A 13,134-nucleotide genomic window follows, 5' to 3' on the forward strand; every position below is an offset into this window, starting at 1 on the left:
CAAATCCTCTTGGTGCTTCGGAAAACAGACAAGAAAAAAGGGGCCGCGCAGCGCGCGACCCCCTGTCATGTGGTCCGGATCAGGTCCAGGCGACACGCGCCGGATGGAACTCGAACGCGATGTGGTGGCCGGCACCCACAAGCCCTTCCTTGGTGAAGTTGTAGAGCGACCGCCAATAAGGCTGGATCGTCACGCCTTCTTCCTGAATCAGCGCCTGCATGTCTTTCATCAGCTTGCGGCGTTCTTCCACGTCCGCCGTTGCCAGCGCGACATCGAGCATCTTGTCGAACTCGGCATTGGACCAGCCGAATTCATTCCAGGCCTCGCCGGAGCGATAGGCCAGCGCCCAGATCTGCACGCCCAGCGGACGGTGGTTCCAGTTGGTCGAGGAGAAGGGATACTTCGTCCAGTCGTTCCAGAATGTGGAGCCGGGCAGGATCGTCCGTTTGACCTTGATGCCTGCGTCGCGCAGCTGTGCTGCCACCGCATCGGTGGTGTCCTTGCGCCAGGCGTCGTCAATGGAGAAGAGCTCGTGCTCATAATCGCCCATGCCGGCCTCATCCATCAGCGCCTTGGCGGCTGCGGGGTCGACCGTGCGGGCGGGCAATTCGGCATAATCCGGATGCATCGGACCTACGTGGTGGTTTTCGGCTTCAAGGCCGCGACCGCCATAACCCAGTTCCAGCAGCACCGCATTGTCCACCGCCATGGACAAGGCCTGACGCACGCGCTTGTCTTCATAAGGTTTTACGCCATCCACTTCGGCCAGTTGGTTCGGACGGATCACAATGGTCGCCGCTGTAGCGATGGAGTTTTCAACCCAGCCGTCCAGGGTGGAGAAGATGTCGATAAAGTCGCCCTCGATGGAATAAAGCGCATCGATCTCTTCAGCTTCAGCCGCGGCCACAAAGGCAGAGGGGTCTGTGCCGTAGTCGATGTATTCGATCCGATCCATGTAGGGTCCGCCGAAGACCTCGGTGCCCCACCATGTGTGCTCTTCGTTCTTGACGATTACGCCTTTTACGCCAACTTCGAGCGATTCTGGTAGGTAAGGGCCGGTGCCGATGGGATTGTCCATCATGGCGGCCGCATCAAAGCCCGCAGGCGTGATCGCCGCCGGGTAGTCCGCCATGCCAGGGATCAGTGAGATATCAGGGCGCGGCAGGGCCAGTTTGACGGTGTGGCTGTCTACAACTGTAATGGCGCCGTCGATGGCCTGGCCTGAGGCCTCATCGATGAGAACACCGAAACGGCCCGCCATCGAGTTGCCTTCAAGGGCCTTGTCACACCAGCCGGTGATGTTGCGGGCCACGTCTTCGGCAGTGAAATCGTCGCCGTTGTTCCACTTCACGCCCTTGCGAACGTTCAGCGTGTATTCGGTGGCGTTGTCGTTGATTTCCCAGCTTTCCAGTAGCGCGGGGGTGAATGTGCCGTCATTTTCGTAGATGACCAGATATTCCAGCCAGCCGCGGCTGTAGTTGGCGATCTGTGACCAGTCATAGGTGCGCGGGTCTTTCAAAGCGCGCACTTCTTGCTGGTAGCGGACGGTGCCGCCGGTCTGATGGCCATCCGCGCGCGCAGGTGCGGCCATGCCGATCATGGAATAGGCAGTGGCCGCTGTGGCGCCGAACGCGCTCGCCATGGCCAGGAATTCGCGACGATTTACCGGGTCCGTGCCGACCTTCGCGGCGGACTCCACGACCGTCTTCGGCAAAGGTTTGCCGGTGCGTGTGAAAAATGTCATTTTCTTCCTCTCTGTTGGTGCGCGCATCGTCGCGCGCAGTGCCGGATTCTTGCTCCGGAGTGGTGATGCAGTTGTTCTGCTTTCTTGGCGTCCTCTCGAGGACGGCTGGAGTGTCATTGCTAGAGCTTGTGGCGTCAACCCCATCGGAGCGTCACAAGACCCCCTGAGGCGGGGAGGCCCGAACAGTGAAACGCCTGGATCGCGTATGTCCATTTCTGATCGGCGCGTGGCTTGATGTGCCCGATGCGGGAAGGGCAGGTGCAAATTTTGCTGTTGGGGGCGCATTTTGAACAGTCAGTGTCGCTCTTGCACCTTGATCGCGCGCGGGAATTTGGCAGCCATCTGGCCAGTTCTTGATACGGATCAGTCCAAAAAAAGCCAAAAAAGGCAATCAAAGCGGTTTGAAATTTTTTTCCTGCTTGTTTTTTTATTCAACGGCAATCCGCCCGATTTGGGTGGATATGGTTTGGTTTTGGAGGAGATGCCTGGTCATCGAATCTTCTTTTAAAACCGCGCGCGCCCCTTAATTTCGCCTGGGTAATGGCGTCGATTGCCCATAGTTGCCGGTGCCGCCGCTACGGATAACGATGGGCGTACTACGGGCTGCAGCACATGCCCATTTCATCGGGTGTTTTGGACGTGTCACCAGATCGCCAAAACAGCTTTTCAGCTCCGCATTCAGGTTCGGGCTGTCCCTGAAGAAATCGCGGCTGCGCTTTTTTGACAAGCACAGGCGTATCCATGACCTCAGCAGCGGCGAGTGCCGCCGCAACGGCGGGCCAATCGTTTCTGATTTTGCCGGAAATGGAGGTTATCCCAAAGGCTCCACTTCAAGGAAATCAACAAGCGGCCCTGCGAACCACCTGTGTCAGAAAGGATGATTTGCAGTTTCAAACCGGGCGTGCATCGGCAAGTATCAAGTGGCTCAGATAGATGGAGAGGCCAATGAAATCTCTTTTGCCCAGCAGCATCGCGCCGCCCTTTGCTCGCTATTCTCATGGCGTGGAATTGCCTGCGGGCGCACGCGTGGTGCGCACATCGGGCCAGTTGGGTTTGGCGCGGGATGGCTCTGTCCCGGACGGGGCGGAAGCGCAGGCCAAGATCTGTTTTGCGAATATCCTGGCCATTCTGGGTGAGGCGGGCATGGGGGCGGCGCAGGTCTGCCATGTGAGCGCCTTTGTCACCGATCGAGCGCATATGGCGGGCTATATGCGGGCGCGGGATGCTTTTTTGGCAGAGGTGGAGGTGCTGCCCTCCTCGACCCTCATGATCGTGTCCGGCTTTACCCGGCCCGAGTTTGTTGTTGAGGTTGAGGTTTGGGCCGCGATGACGCCCTAGGTTTCTCTAGAATACTCCTTGCGGATCAGTTTTTTCAGCGTCCACACGAATGTGCCGCCGAAAAACGCCCCGGCAATCCCCAGGGTCTCGAACATCGCAGGCCCCTGAGGCATGCCCCGATATGCAATGGCGCCGATCATCAGGATCAGACCGGCGATGGAAACATAAAGCCGGAATTGCAGTTCTTTCTTGTCGGGGCCGTATTTGCTCATTGCCAGTAAACCTGGGCTGACAAGGCGCGATCATATCGCAGGTGGAAGTCATCAAGCTGTGGCGGGTCAATGCCCAGGGCGTGCAGCTGAACATGCGCCTGCCCGCGGTGATGGACCTGATGCTGGAAGAGATGCAGCAGAAGGGCCTGAACCTCTTCGTGAACCGTTTCTTCGTGGCGTTCTGTCGGGCGCATTTCCAAAAGCATCTCTGGAGTCAATTTGGCGCAAAACCGGATCAGCCTTGCATCAAGTTTCGCCTGCGCCTCTGCGAGATCAGCCATGGCTGGGATGTCGTCGCGCCGGTAGACCGCCCGCCCCAGTCCTTTCTGCTCAATTGCGTCCAGATAATAGAGGTCGACCTCATGGATGTGATTGAGCGTCCTGCTGAGGGTCGGAAAAAACCCCGGCGCGGGATCATGGGCGGCGGTCTCCGGCAGCCGTGTTGCAGCGCCAAAGAGTGTCGCATTTGCCCAGGCGTTGTTGGCCGCCATGGTTTTGAAAGCTTCGACCATCCTTGCCTCTTCTTGAAGAAGTCAATTGTCTTTTAGCGACCCTAACAGGTCCCCCCATGCGTGCAGAGTTTTTTGTCGGCGAAAGCGGTGGTGGCTCTACGGAAAGTCGATTGCGGGCAGGATTTTGCCGGTGCAGGCGCCAAAGCCCACTTTATAGCCGTCTCCTTGTGCATGCCCGGTCAATGTCAGCGTGTCGCCGTCGTCGATGAAGCAGCGCGTTGTGCCATCCTGCAAGGCAATCGGTTTCTCGCCGCCCCAGCTCAGCTCCAGCAGCGAACCGCGCTGATCTTTCTCGGGGCCTGATATCGTGCCCGATCCCAAAAGATCACCTGCGTTCATCGCGCAACCCGATGATGCATGATGTGCCAGTTGCTGTGCGGCGGAATAATACATTTCCTTGTAGTTGGTCCGCGCGATCACCTCCGATGCGCCACCATCCGGTTCAATCAGTACCGCAAGGTCGATGTCGAACAACATAGGCCGCGGTTCCTGCAGATAAGGCAGCAGGTCTTTCTCGCGTTCCGGCGTGGAGGTGCGGAAGGGATCCAGCGCGGCGGTGGTCACGATCCACGGGCTGATGGAGGTGGCAAAGGCCTTGGCCTGAAAGGGCCCAAGCGGCTGGTATTCCCAGGCCTGGATGTCACGCGCGGACCAGTCGTTCAAAAGCACATAGCCAAAGATCATCTGATCGGCTTCGGCCACAGAAATCGGTTGTCCCATTTGCGTCGACATGCCGACGACCGCACCCATCTCCAATTCGATGTCGAGCTTCTGGCAGGGACCGAAAGCGGGCAGGTCGGCATCTGGCGCCTTGGTCTGGCCTGAGGGTCTGCGGATCTCCGTCCCGCTGACGACGACAGTGCTGGCGCGGCCATTATAGCCGATGGGGATGTGCAGCCAGTTGGGTGGGAGCGCGTTTTCAGCGCCGCGAAACATGGTGCCGACATTGGTGGCGTGATGCCGTCCCGCGTAAAAGTCAGTGTATTCGGAGACGACCAGCGGCATGTGCAGGCGGACCTGAGACATGGGCACCAAATGCGGTGCGATCATGGCTTGTTCCGGCGCGTATTCTTTCAGCAATTCAGTGAGCCGGTTGCGTAGCTTTTGCCAGGCATCGGGGCCCAACTCCATCACGTCATTCCAGAAGGGCAGATCAAAGACCGGCTCTTCGCTCAGCCTGATCAGGCCCGCAGCTTCAACCGCTGCCATGTCCAGCACCTGATCGCCAATGGCGACGCCACAGCGCGCGTCATGCGGGTCGTTGGAGAAGACGCCACACGGCAGGTTGTTCAGCGGGAAATGCGTATCGGGATCATTCGCGCTGGCAACCCAGCTTTTTGTCAGTGGCATCTGGGGCGGTCCCGATTTGAAGTCCCTTGAAATACCTGCCTCAGTCTGTAGTCGAAGGGGCATTTCGGGAGATCTGTTTCAATGAAAACCGGAAACCTTTCAGTCATCCTTTGGGGTGTCTCCGCGCTTCTTGCGGGCTTGAAGCCAGCGGAACAAAAAGAAAAAGGCGACGAAGACGCCGATCCAGAAGAGGAGGTCAACAAGTGCAGTGTTCATGCACAGTACTTATTTCTTCCCGGGCGTTCCGTCGAACTTTTTCTCAATATCGCGCCAACAATCGATGTAGTCGTCCTGCAGCGGCGCTTCCTTCGCGGCAAATGCTGTCAGGTGCTGCGGGAAGCGGGTCTCGAACATGAAACTCATCGTATTGGCGAGGTATTCGGGCGCCAGTTCGGCGTTGGAGGCGCCGTCAAAGGCGTTCTTGTCGGGGCCATGGGGTAGCATCATATTGTGGAGGCTCATACCGCCTGGCACAAATCCTTGTGGTTTGGCGTCATAGATACCGTAGATATTGCCCATCAGTTCCGACATGACGTTCTTGTGGTACCACGGCGGGCGGAACGTGTCTTCAGCCACCATCCAACGGTCCCGAAAGAGCACGAAATCGATGTTGGCGGTGCCCTCCACACCAGAGGGGGCGGTCAGCACGGTAAAGATCGACGGGTCGGGATGGTCGAAGAGGATCGCGCCGACCGGGCAGTAGGTGCGCAGATCGTATTTCACCGGCGCGTAGTTTCCGTGCCAGGCGACCACATCCAGCGGGCTGTGACCAATCTCGGTCTCATGGAACTGACCACACCATTTGATCGTCACGGTGGAGGGGGTTTCGCGGTCCTCAAAGGCTGCAACCGGTGTCTTGAAGTCGCGACGGTTCGCCATGCAGTTCGCACCGATGGGGCCACGGCCCGGCAGTTCGAATTTCTGACCGTAGTTCTCGCAGACAAAGCCGCGGCACGGCCCCTCCAGCACTTCGACCCGGTAGAGCAGACCGCGTGGCAGGATCGCGATTTCCTGCGGCGCGATGTCGATGACACCCAGTTCGGTGCAAAACCGCAGACGTCCCTCTTGTGGCACCACCAGCAATTCGCTGTCGGCGGAGTAGAAATAGCTGTCCACCATGGAGGCCGTGACCAGATAGATATGGCTGGCCATGCCGACCTGCGTGTTGACATCGCCCGCCGTTGTCATGGTGCGCATGCCCGTCAGCCAGGTCATCTCTGCCGCGCCATGCGGCACCGGATCCCAGCGGTATTGCCCCAGAGAGGTGACATCCTCGGGGATATGTGGCGCGGATTTCCAATAGGGCAGATCGATCTTTTCATAGCGGTGCGAATGCTTGACCGAGGGGCGGATGCGGTAGCACCAGGTGCGTTCGTTCTGATGGCTGGGTGCGGTGAAAGCGGTCCCTGAAAGCTGCTCGCCGTAGAGGCCGTAGTTCACCTTTTGCGGTGAATTCATCCCTTGCGGCAAAGCCCCGGGCAGCGCCTCGGTCTCGAAATCATTGCCAAACCCGGGCATGTAGCCAGCAACCGTGCCTGCACCGCTGGCTGCTTGCGTTAAACCTGTTGGTGTCACCTGTCTATTCACTGCGCGCTCCCTTGCCAAAGACCTGCGCGCTTGTAATAGTTGTTTTTGTAACTAACAAGGGATCCCAATGACGACACCCGAAAATGACACCTTCGATTTACAGGATTTCCTGCCCTATCTACTCAATCAGGCAGCGGAGGTCAGCAGCCTTGAGTTTCAGCAGGTGTACAAGGACCGTTATGGGATGTTGCGGACGGAGTGGCGGGTGCTGTTCCATCTGGGGCTCTATGGCAGCATGACAGCGGTTGAGATCGGGACCGCCGCGAAAATGCACAAGACCAAGATCAGCCGCGCGGTGCATCGGTTGGCGGAGCGACGGTTCCTGACCCGCAGCCGTGACGAAAGCGATCGTCGGGTGGAACATCTGGGCCTGACAGCGCGCGGGCAGGCGGCATACAAAGACCTGCGGGAAGTTGCCCGAACCTATGACGAGACGCTGAGCGGGCAGTTTGACCCGGCTGACCTCGAAACGCTGCGCAAGGCATTGCGGTTGCTGGCGCAAATGCCCCCGGTGGACAAGGCGAAAGGCCCCTGAACAGGCCTTTCGCGTGGTGGTTTAGCTGCGGGTTTTGCGACGGTGACGCCACCCCATGAAGCCCAATGCGCCCAGCAGCAGCGGCGCGGTTGCGGGCAGGGGGACCGGCGCAACTTCAGTGATCTGGATGGTCAGCAGGTTGAAGGCGCCTGGGTTCGAAGTGAAATCGATCAGCGCCGGGTTCAGTGTGTCGCCTGTTGCAAGCAGCACGCCTTCTCCAAAAAGCTCATCCGACAGCGAAAGGCCCTGCTGGATAGACCCTTCGCCGGTCGGGCTGTCCTCGATGTCGACGCCCTGAATGAAGGCAGCGCCTTCAAGCCCGTTGGCTTCGGTGCCTGCGTCGTAGATTTGCGCACCGGTGACGTTGATCGTGCGGTTGCCCGTGAAGTTACCGGCTGCGTCAAAGATCTGATAGGCCAGCGGATCATCATTACCGATGAAATGGTCGTTGGAGGGCAAAAGCATCGACAGGAAGGTGAAATAGAGCGCCTCGGACGCGTTCACCTCGAGGATGCCGGACACGCGTTCGCCAGGTTGTACCGGCGGCGGACCATTAGGCGACGCCAGGACCAGCGGCTGGGAATCCCCATCGATCGCACGGCGCTCCGCGGCAATTGCGGAGGGCATTCCCGTTTCAGCAATCAGTTCCAGCCCGGGCGAGGCCGTACCCCCCAGATCAAAGGCATCAAAATTCCCGTCGTGTAATGCGGTGTAGAGCGGTGTAATCGACAGACCACCGGGAGCCTGATTGTTCGTCACGGTGATCTGGAGGGTGGTCGCCTGCGCCGAAAAGGCGACTGTCGCGCCCATGGCAGTTACGGCCAGAGCCAAAAGGTTTCTGGATACAAATCTCATTTTTCACTCCTGTCAGATGAGCTCTCCGAATGGAGAAGCTGCGGCACCTTAGGAGCAAGGTCTGATCACCTTATACTCACACCTGCGTGACACCAGCGTGCCTACCGGGGTTGTGAAAAAAACTGAAATTTCCGTGAGTTGGCAGGATCAGAAATCGACCGAAACGCCCGGCAGTTCCAAGGCTTTCATCAGGTCACGCAGCTCCTGCCGGGCTGCCACGTTAGAGATGTTGAGCTGTTTTACCCCAATGTCCTTGAGGTCGAGCAAGGTCAGACCCCGCGGGAATAGCTCACGGAAGACGACGCGTTCGGAAAACCCGGGTGCAATGCGAAATCCAATGCGTTTGGACAGGTTCTTGATCGCACGTTCCATCTTTTCCTTATTGACCATGCGCTGCGCCCCCATGCGGTTGCGCACCACGATCCAGTCAATGGGGGTGAGGCCGGCCTGTGCCCGCAACTGCCGCGCGTTCCAGACCATTTCCGAATAAACCGAAGGGCCGAGAATTTCGTCTCCAGAAGAATCCGTCCGGGCCAGCAGGTCGAAGTCCACGAAGCTGTCATTGAGAGGGGTGATCAACGTGTCCGCCAGCGAATGCGCCACCTGGCTCAAGCGCGTGTGCGACCCCGGGCAGTCGATGAGGATGAAATCATTGTCCGGTTCCAGCGAGGCCACCGCCGCCGAAAGGCGATGATCATAGATGTTTTCACCGGGCTTCAGGCTGTCAGCTGATATCTCGGGCAACTCGTGCGTGCTTGGACTTGCGAGCTCCAGCCCGGCTTTTTTGAGAAAGGATTTCCGGTTTTCGGTATAGCGCCCAAAGGTGCGCTGGCGCAGGTCCAGATCGAGGGCGCTGACCTTGTGTCCCATGCGCGCAAGCGCCGTCGCCACATGCATGGAGACAGTAGACTTCCCCGCGCCGCCTTTTTCATTCCCGACGACGATAATATGCGCCATGTGCCCGATCCTTTGCCCCAGCTGCTTTATGCGGCTTTCTATTGGCAGGCACTATATGTTGGGTTTCGAGATTTGGGAAGGTGTACAGAGGCTGAATCTACCGCTGTTTTGCGGCAATTCAGATGTTTTGGAGCGCGTGACGATCTGCGGGCAAGGGCAAGCGGATGGTATGACCCGACAGGTGTTGTGAGGTCAGAAATCGCTGATTTCCCTTAGCTGATTGTAAACCAGTGACCGATATGAACGCTCCGATGAATTTGGAGCTGCCATGCCAGTAATTGCATATGCATTTGTTTTAACTGTCGCACTGCTCGCGGGGCCTGCCATTGTGCTGGCCAATGCCAAGCCGGTTCCCGGAGAAATCGTGCTGGTTATTTCGCCGAACGAACGGGGGCGTGCGGCGTTGATCCAGCAGTCTGGCGGCAGAATTCTTGGTCCGGAAACGGCGCTTTTGGGGGCCTTGGCCATCTCGGATAACCCGGACTTTCCCGACACGTTGAAATCAGATGGCGCTTGGTTTGTCCTGGATGGCAGACAATTCGCGTTGTTGTGTGGAGTTGCAATATGAATGTGGTAGCGAACGAGAGTAACGATGTGCTGGAGGAGAAGCCGGACACATCCCCGATGCGCCTTGCCTTGGGAAGCATTGCGCTGGTGCCGGTGTCACTTGGTGCCGCAATGCTCGCCCAAACGCCGCTCTTGATCGTGGGTGCAATGGCTGCATTTTTTGCCATCGTCGCGTTGACGGGCGCGAAAATGCAAACGGTGCATGGGCGCATATTTGTCGCATTGGGGCTGGTCGGCCAGGCGATTTGCATAACTGCCGCGCTGTCGGGGCATCCCTGGCAGATCGACAGCCATATGATTTTCTTTGCCGTTTTGGCGGTGTGTATGGTGATGTCGGAACCGATTGTCATTCTGGTTGCTGCCGGGGCCATCGCCGCGCATCACCTTGGTCTGTCCCTGTTCCTGCCCTCCATGGTCTACCCGTCTTTCGATCTGGCGCAAAACCTGCAGCGGACTGCGGTGCATGGTGTCATCGTCGTCGTCGAGGCGGCTTTCCTGTGGACCGCATTGCGTGCCCGCAACCGCGCCTTGGCCAACAGTGTCGCGAAAAGCAAAGAGGCGCAGGCATCGGCTGCGGAGACGCGCACCGCATTGGCGGCGGCCGAAGCGGCGCGTCTTGAGGCGGAAACCGCGTTGCGCGACACCAAAGAGGCGCAGAAAGAGGCGCTTGAGGCCCGCGCGAAGGCGGAGGCTGGCACGGCCGAAGCAATCGAAGCTGACCGGAAAGCCCGCGCCTTTGAATTGGAAGAGCGTGAGAAACGTGCCGTGATCGAGCGGGATCAGCGGGCAGTGGTGGAAACACTCCGCACTGCGCTCAAACACCTCGCAAACGGCGATCTGTCCAAGCAGATCGATACGCCACTGCCCCAGAAATACGAAGACCTGCGAGCAGACTTTAACAAAGCGGTGTCAGAGCTGCGGGAGGCGATTGGGGCCGTCCAGCACAATGCTGGCATCATCAACGATGACGTTGGATCTGTTGAGGCAGCCGCCGAATCTTTGGCAAAACGCACCGAATCCCAAGCGGCAACACTCGAAGAATCGACCGCTGCGATTTCCCAGATCGCAGTGAATTCACAGCAATCCGCGAAGAGCGCACAACAGGCAGATGAGATCGTGCGGACGGCGAAGACGAGCGCCGATTCATCTGATGAAATCGTGCGAAACGCCGTGCAGGCAATGGGTGAAATCGAGGAGTCGTCCGGCAAGATCAGCAAAATTGTCGATGTTATTGAGGACATTGCGTTTCAGACAAATCTTCTCGCGTTAAACGCGGGAGTTGAAGCCGCTCGCGCCGGCGACAAGGGCCGTGGGTTTTCGGTGGTCGCGTCCGAAGTGCGCGAGCTTGCTCAACGCTCGTCAGAGGCTGCTCGCGAAATTGGCAGCCTCATCGAGAACAGTGAAAAACAGGTGGCAACCGGGGTGCAATTGGTCAGTGACACAGGTGTCGCCATCAGTAAGATCAACGCGGCGGTTGGGGAGATTTCATCTTTTGTAGCAAAAATCAAGGTGTCTGCGGAAGAGCAATCGCTTAGTATTTCGCAAACCAATGATGCGATGGTGCAATTGGAAAATGTCACGCAACAAAATGCCGCGATGTTTGAAGAATCCAATGCTGTGACCCATTCTTTGGCAAAGCAGGCCGGGTTACTTCAGACGACATTGGGGCGTTTTGAGATGGGTGGGCATCGGGCCGTCGATGCGCCCGTTCACGACAGGGCTAGGGAAACGGAAGTGCCGTCTGTAGCCCAGATGGAACGCAATGCGCCCGCCGCGAGACTATTCGAGGGAAATGCGGCTCTTGCGCCACCGGAAGAGGATCTTGATTCCGGTTGGGAAGAGTTTTGAGCGGACCAAGATGTTCATTTGCTAAGACGATATGCCTCGTTTGTACAGAGGCAGCAGCAGGCAATCGGATACAATGGAACGGTCTTAGGGGACAAAAAAGGCTGCACCGAAAAAGTGCAGCCCGTGTTCGTTAGATCCGGCGGGTCTTTAGAAGCCCAGGCCTGCGTATTTGTTCTTGAACTTGGACACGCGGCCACCGGTGTCCATCAGGCGCGATGTTCCGCCAGTCCATGCGGGGTGCACGGAAGGATCAATATCCAAAGAAAGCTGATCGCCTTCCTTGCCCCAGGTCGACTTCATTTCTACGATCGTGCCGTCGGTCATCTTGACGTTGATCGTGTGGTATTCGGGATGTGTATCGGCTTTCATGAGACCGGTCCTTACGCGCTGGCGCCCGATTTGGGCTTGTAGTGAGTGTTTTCGGCGATCCGTGCGGATTTGCCACGACGGCTGCGCAGATAGTAGAGCTTGGCACGACGCACGCGGCCACGGCGTACAACCGTAATGCTGTCGATGTTTGTCGAATGCAGCGGGAAAACACGTTCCACACCTTCGCCAAAGGAAATCTTGCGCACGGTGAACGACCCGGCAATGCCATGCCCGTTGTTGCGCGAGATGCAAACACCTTCGTAGTTCTGCACGCGGGTGCGGGTGCCCTCAGTCACTTTAAATCCAACGCGGACCGTATCGCCAGCGCGGAAATCGGGAATATCTTTCCCAAGAGCGGCGATTTGTTCCGCTTCGAGTTCTGCAATCAGATCCATCTGATCGTCTCCTATGATGCTCGTGGTTTTGTCCACGAAGATTTACCGCGTCTCAGAGCTTCCGGTCTGTCATCGGGTCCGCGTATCGCGCCCGCCGGGAGGGTTCAAACGTCATTCCTGGTTTTGTCCGTCTTCTGGGCGTTCGATAGGTGACAGCGCAACCCACCCGTCAGCACATAAGAAACGGGTCCCGAGCCGCCGTTGCGACTCCGAACTCGCGCGGTATAGGGGGGAAATTCAATGAGATCAAGACTAAACGCATACCGATGATCAGGCCTGATCACCATGTTTCCGAGCGCTTATGAAGATCTCGGTTAGGAGACCCATGCTAGAAAGAAAACAAATGCTGTTGCCTTCAGGAACGGCTTTTTTGGCTTTCAGAGGGGTGTCGCGAAAACCTCTCGACGCCCGGCGGGCGCTCTACCGATTGGGCGCTACATCACGCGATTTCGGCAAATCGTATCGGCAGGGCACGGCGCAAGACGGCGACAGAAACGCGTGCCTCAGAATGCAGATGCGCTGCATCGTCGAATTTGGGCTCAGCTCTTTTAGCAGCAAGAGAAGCCGGGCGGTAAGCGGCAACAGGTGCAGGCGTTTGGCGTGCTGGCTGGACCGGGATAACGACGTCCTCGGATAGGGTTTCGCGCACATGGCGCGGCTCAAAGCGCGAAAACTTTTCGGCAGACGTCGCGATGATGCGGTCATGCTTTGCGGTGTTTAGTGTATTGAACAGTCTCAACATGTGACATCTCCCCAGACTTTCACTTTGGGAGAGTGTCGTTAGAAACTTTGACGAAACTTAGTCAAATTGATCGTAATTTGCGGCAATATTGGGGCTTGTTAACCAGTCTCGAAAGACAGCGCC

The 13,134-nt window shown here is 57.8% G+C and carries 14 protein-coding genes; 4 read left to right on the plus strand and 10 right to left on the minus strand.

Annotated elements, in window-relative coordinates; genetic code table 11:
- Positions 1-79: 79 nt before the first annotated feature.
- Positions 80-1,744: an ABC transporter substrate-binding protein gene (locus tag Q1A63_RS19495; protein WP_298974734.1), complete on the minus strand. Its 1,665-nt coding sequence runs from the start codon at positions 1,742-1,744 to the stop codon at positions 80-82.
- Between the two features lie 945 nt (positions 1,745-2,689).
- On the opposite strand from Q1A63_RS19495, the gene Q1A63_RS19500 reads away from it, so the two are divergent.
- On the plus strand, positions 2,690-3,082 hold the full coding sequence (locus Q1A63_RS19500; protein WP_298974735.1) for a RidA family protein: 393 nt from the start codon (positions 2,690-2,692) through the stop codon (positions 3,080-3,082).
- Here the strand turns inward: Q1A63_RS19500 and Q1A63_RS19505 are convergent.
- From Q1A63_RS19505 to hmgA, 4 genes are all read right to left on the minus strand, one after another.
- Entirely contained in the window at positions 3,079-3,294 is a 216-nt protein-coding gene (locus tag Q1A63_RS19505) for a hypothetical protein (protein ID WP_298974736.1), read from the minus strand. The genes Q1A63_RS19500 and Q1A63_RS19505 overlap by 4 nt on opposite strands.
- Positions 3,291-3,806 (minus strand): DinB family protein, encoded by a 516-nt coding sequence (locus tag Q1A63_RS19510; protein WP_298974737.1) that lies wholly within the window; start codon positions 3,804-3,806, stop codon positions 3,291-3,293. Before Q1A63_RS19510 ends, Q1A63_RS19505 begins: the two co-directional genes overlap by 4 nt.
- A 96-nt stretch (positions 3,807-3,902) precedes the next feature.
- Positions 3,903-5,156 carry a fumarylacetoacetase gene (gene fahA / locus Q1A63_RS19515; RefSeq protein WP_298974738.1) on the minus strand — a complete coding sequence of 418 codons (1,254 nt, stop codon included), beginning with the start codon at positions 5,154-5,156 and terminating at the stop codon, positions 3,903-3,905.
- A 225-nt stretch (positions 5,157-5,381) separates the two neighbouring features.
- Positions 5,382-6,674, minus strand: coding sequence for a homogentisate 1,2-dioxygenase (hmgA, locus tag Q1A63_RS19520; RefSeq protein WP_298975003.1), 1,293 nt, complete (start codon positions 6,672-6,674; stop codon positions 5,382-5,384).
- A gap of 136 nt (positions 6,675-6,810) precedes the next feature.
- Between hmgA and Q1A63_RS19525 the strand changes: the two genes are divergently transcribed.
- Positions 6,811-7,278, plus strand: a complete 468-nt coding sequence (locus tag Q1A63_RS19525; protein ID WP_298974739.1) for a MarR family transcriptional regulator — start codon at positions 6,811-6,813, stop codon at positions 7,276-7,278.
- A 21-nt stretch (positions 7,279-7,299) separates the two neighbouring features.
- Here Q1A63_RS19525 and Q1A63_RS19530 read toward each other — a convergent pair whose 3' ends face one another.
- Positions 7,300-8,133, minus strand: a complete 834-nt coding sequence (locus Q1A63_RS19530) for a spondin domain-containing protein (RefSeq protein ID WP_298974740.1) — start codon at positions 8,131-8,133, stop codon at positions 7,300-7,302.
- A 147-nt stretch (positions 8,134-8,280) separates the two neighbouring features.
- Positions 8,281-9,090, minus strand: coding sequence for a division plane positioning ATPase MipZ (locus Q1A63_RS19535; protein WP_298974741.1), 810 nt, complete (start codon positions 9,088-9,090; stop codon positions 8,281-8,283).
- 268 nt (positions 9,091-9,358) lie between these two features.
- Between Q1A63_RS19535 and Q1A63_RS19540 the strand changes: the two genes are divergently transcribed.
- Together Q1A63_RS19540 and Q1A63_RS19545 are read left to right on the plus strand one after the other, a co-directional pair.
- The gene (locus tag Q1A63_RS19540) at positions 9,359-9,658 is read left to right on the plus strand and encodes a hypothetical protein (RefSeq protein ID WP_298974742.1); all 300 of its coding nucleotides are present in this window, start codon (positions 9,359-9,361) and stop codon (positions 9,656-9,658) included.
- Positions 9,655-11,505 (plus strand): methyl-accepting chemotaxis protein, encoded by a 1,851-nt coding sequence (locus tag Q1A63_RS19545; RefSeq protein WP_298974743.1) that lies wholly within the window; start codon positions 9,655-9,657, stop codon positions 11,503-11,505. The genes Q1A63_RS19540 and Q1A63_RS19545 overlap by 4 nt, the downstream gene beginning before the upstream one ends.
- A gap of 147 nt (positions 11,506-11,652) precedes the next feature.
- On the opposite strand, the gene rpmE is transcribed toward Q1A63_RS19545, so the two are convergent.
- The 3 genes from rpmE to Q1A63_RS19560 all read right to left on the minus strand — a co-directional run bounded on the left by rpmE (position 11,653) and on the right by Q1A63_RS19560 (position 13,011).
- A complete protein-coding gene (gene rpmE, locus Q1A63_RS19550; RefSeq protein WP_298974744.1) occupies positions 11,653-11,874 on the minus strand; it encodes a 50S ribosomal protein L31 in 222 nt (73 codons plus the stop codon).
- A gap of 11 nt (positions 11,875-11,885) precedes the next feature.
- Complete coding sequence (rplS, locus tag Q1A63_RS19555; protein WP_298974745.1) at positions 11,886-12,269, minus strand: 50S ribosomal protein L19; 384 nt, start codon at positions 12,267-12,269, stop codon at positions 11,886-11,888.
- A gap of 439 nt (positions 12,270-12,708) precedes the next feature.
- The gene (locus tag Q1A63_RS19560; RefSeq protein ID WP_298974746.1) at positions 12,709-13,011 is read right to left on the minus strand and encodes a hypothetical protein; all 303 of its coding nucleotides are present in this window, start codon (positions 13,009-13,011) and stop codon (positions 12,709-12,711) included.
- Positions 13,012-13,134: the final 123 nt, after the last annotated feature.

This window comes from uncultured Roseobacter sp. (assembly GCF_947499265.1).
Lineage (GTDB): Bacteria > Pseudomonadota > Alphaproteobacteria > Rhodobacterales > Rhodobacteraceae > Roseobacter.

Coding starts and splice junctions, on each gene's coding strand:
- Q1A63_RS19495 (WP_298974734.1), bottom strand. CDS start 1,744: ATGACATTTTTCACACGCACCGGCAAACCTTTGCCGAAGACGGTCGTG.
- Q1A63_RS19500 (WP_298974735.1), top strand. CDS start 2,690: ATGAAATCTCTTTTGCCCAGCAGCATCGCGCCGCCCTTTGCTCGCTAT.
- Q1A63_RS19505 (WP_298974736.1), bottom strand. CDS start 3,294: ATGAGCAAATACGGCCCCGACAAGAAAGAACTGCAATTCCGGCTTTAT.
- Q1A63_RS19510 (WP_298974737.1), bottom strand. CDS start 3,806: ATGGTCGAAGCTTTCAAAACCATGGCGGCCAACAACGCCTGGGCAAAT.
- fahA (WP_298974738.1), bottom strand. CDS start 5,156: ATGCCACTGACAAAAAGCTGGGTTGCCAGCGCGAATGATCCCGATACG.
- hmgA (WP_298975003.1), bottom strand. CDS start 6,674: ATGCCCGGGTTTGGCAATGATTTCGAGACCGAGGCGCTGCCCGGGGCT.
- Q1A63_RS19525 (WP_298974739.1), top strand. CDS start 6,811: ATGACGACACCCGAAAATGACACCTTCGATTTACAGGATTTCCTGCCC.
- Q1A63_RS19530 (WP_298974740.1), bottom strand. CDS start 8,133: ATGAGATTTGTATCCAGAAACCTTTTGGCTCTGGCCGTAACTGCCATG.
- Q1A63_RS19535 (WP_298974741.1), bottom strand. CDS start 9,090: ATGGCGCATATTATCGTCGTCGGGAATGAAAAAGGCGGCGCGGGGAAG.
- Q1A63_RS19540 (WP_298974742.1), top strand. CDS start 9,359: ATGCCAGTAATTGCATATGCATTTGTTTTAACTGTCGCACTGCTCGCG.
- Q1A63_RS19545 (WP_298974743.1), top strand. CDS start 9,655: ATGAATGTGGTAGCGAACGAGAGTAACGATGTGCTGGAGGAGAAGCCG.
- rpmE (WP_298974744.1), bottom strand. CDS start 11,874: ATGAAAGCCGATACACATCCCGAATACCACACGATCAACGTCAAGATG.
- rplS (WP_298974745.1), bottom strand. CDS start 12,269: ATGGATCTGATTGCAGAACTCGAAGCGGAACAAATCGCCGCTCTTGGG.
- Q1A63_RS19560 (WP_298974746.1), bottom strand. CDS start 13,011: ATGTTGAGACTGTTCAATACACTAAACACCGCAAAGCATGACCGCATC.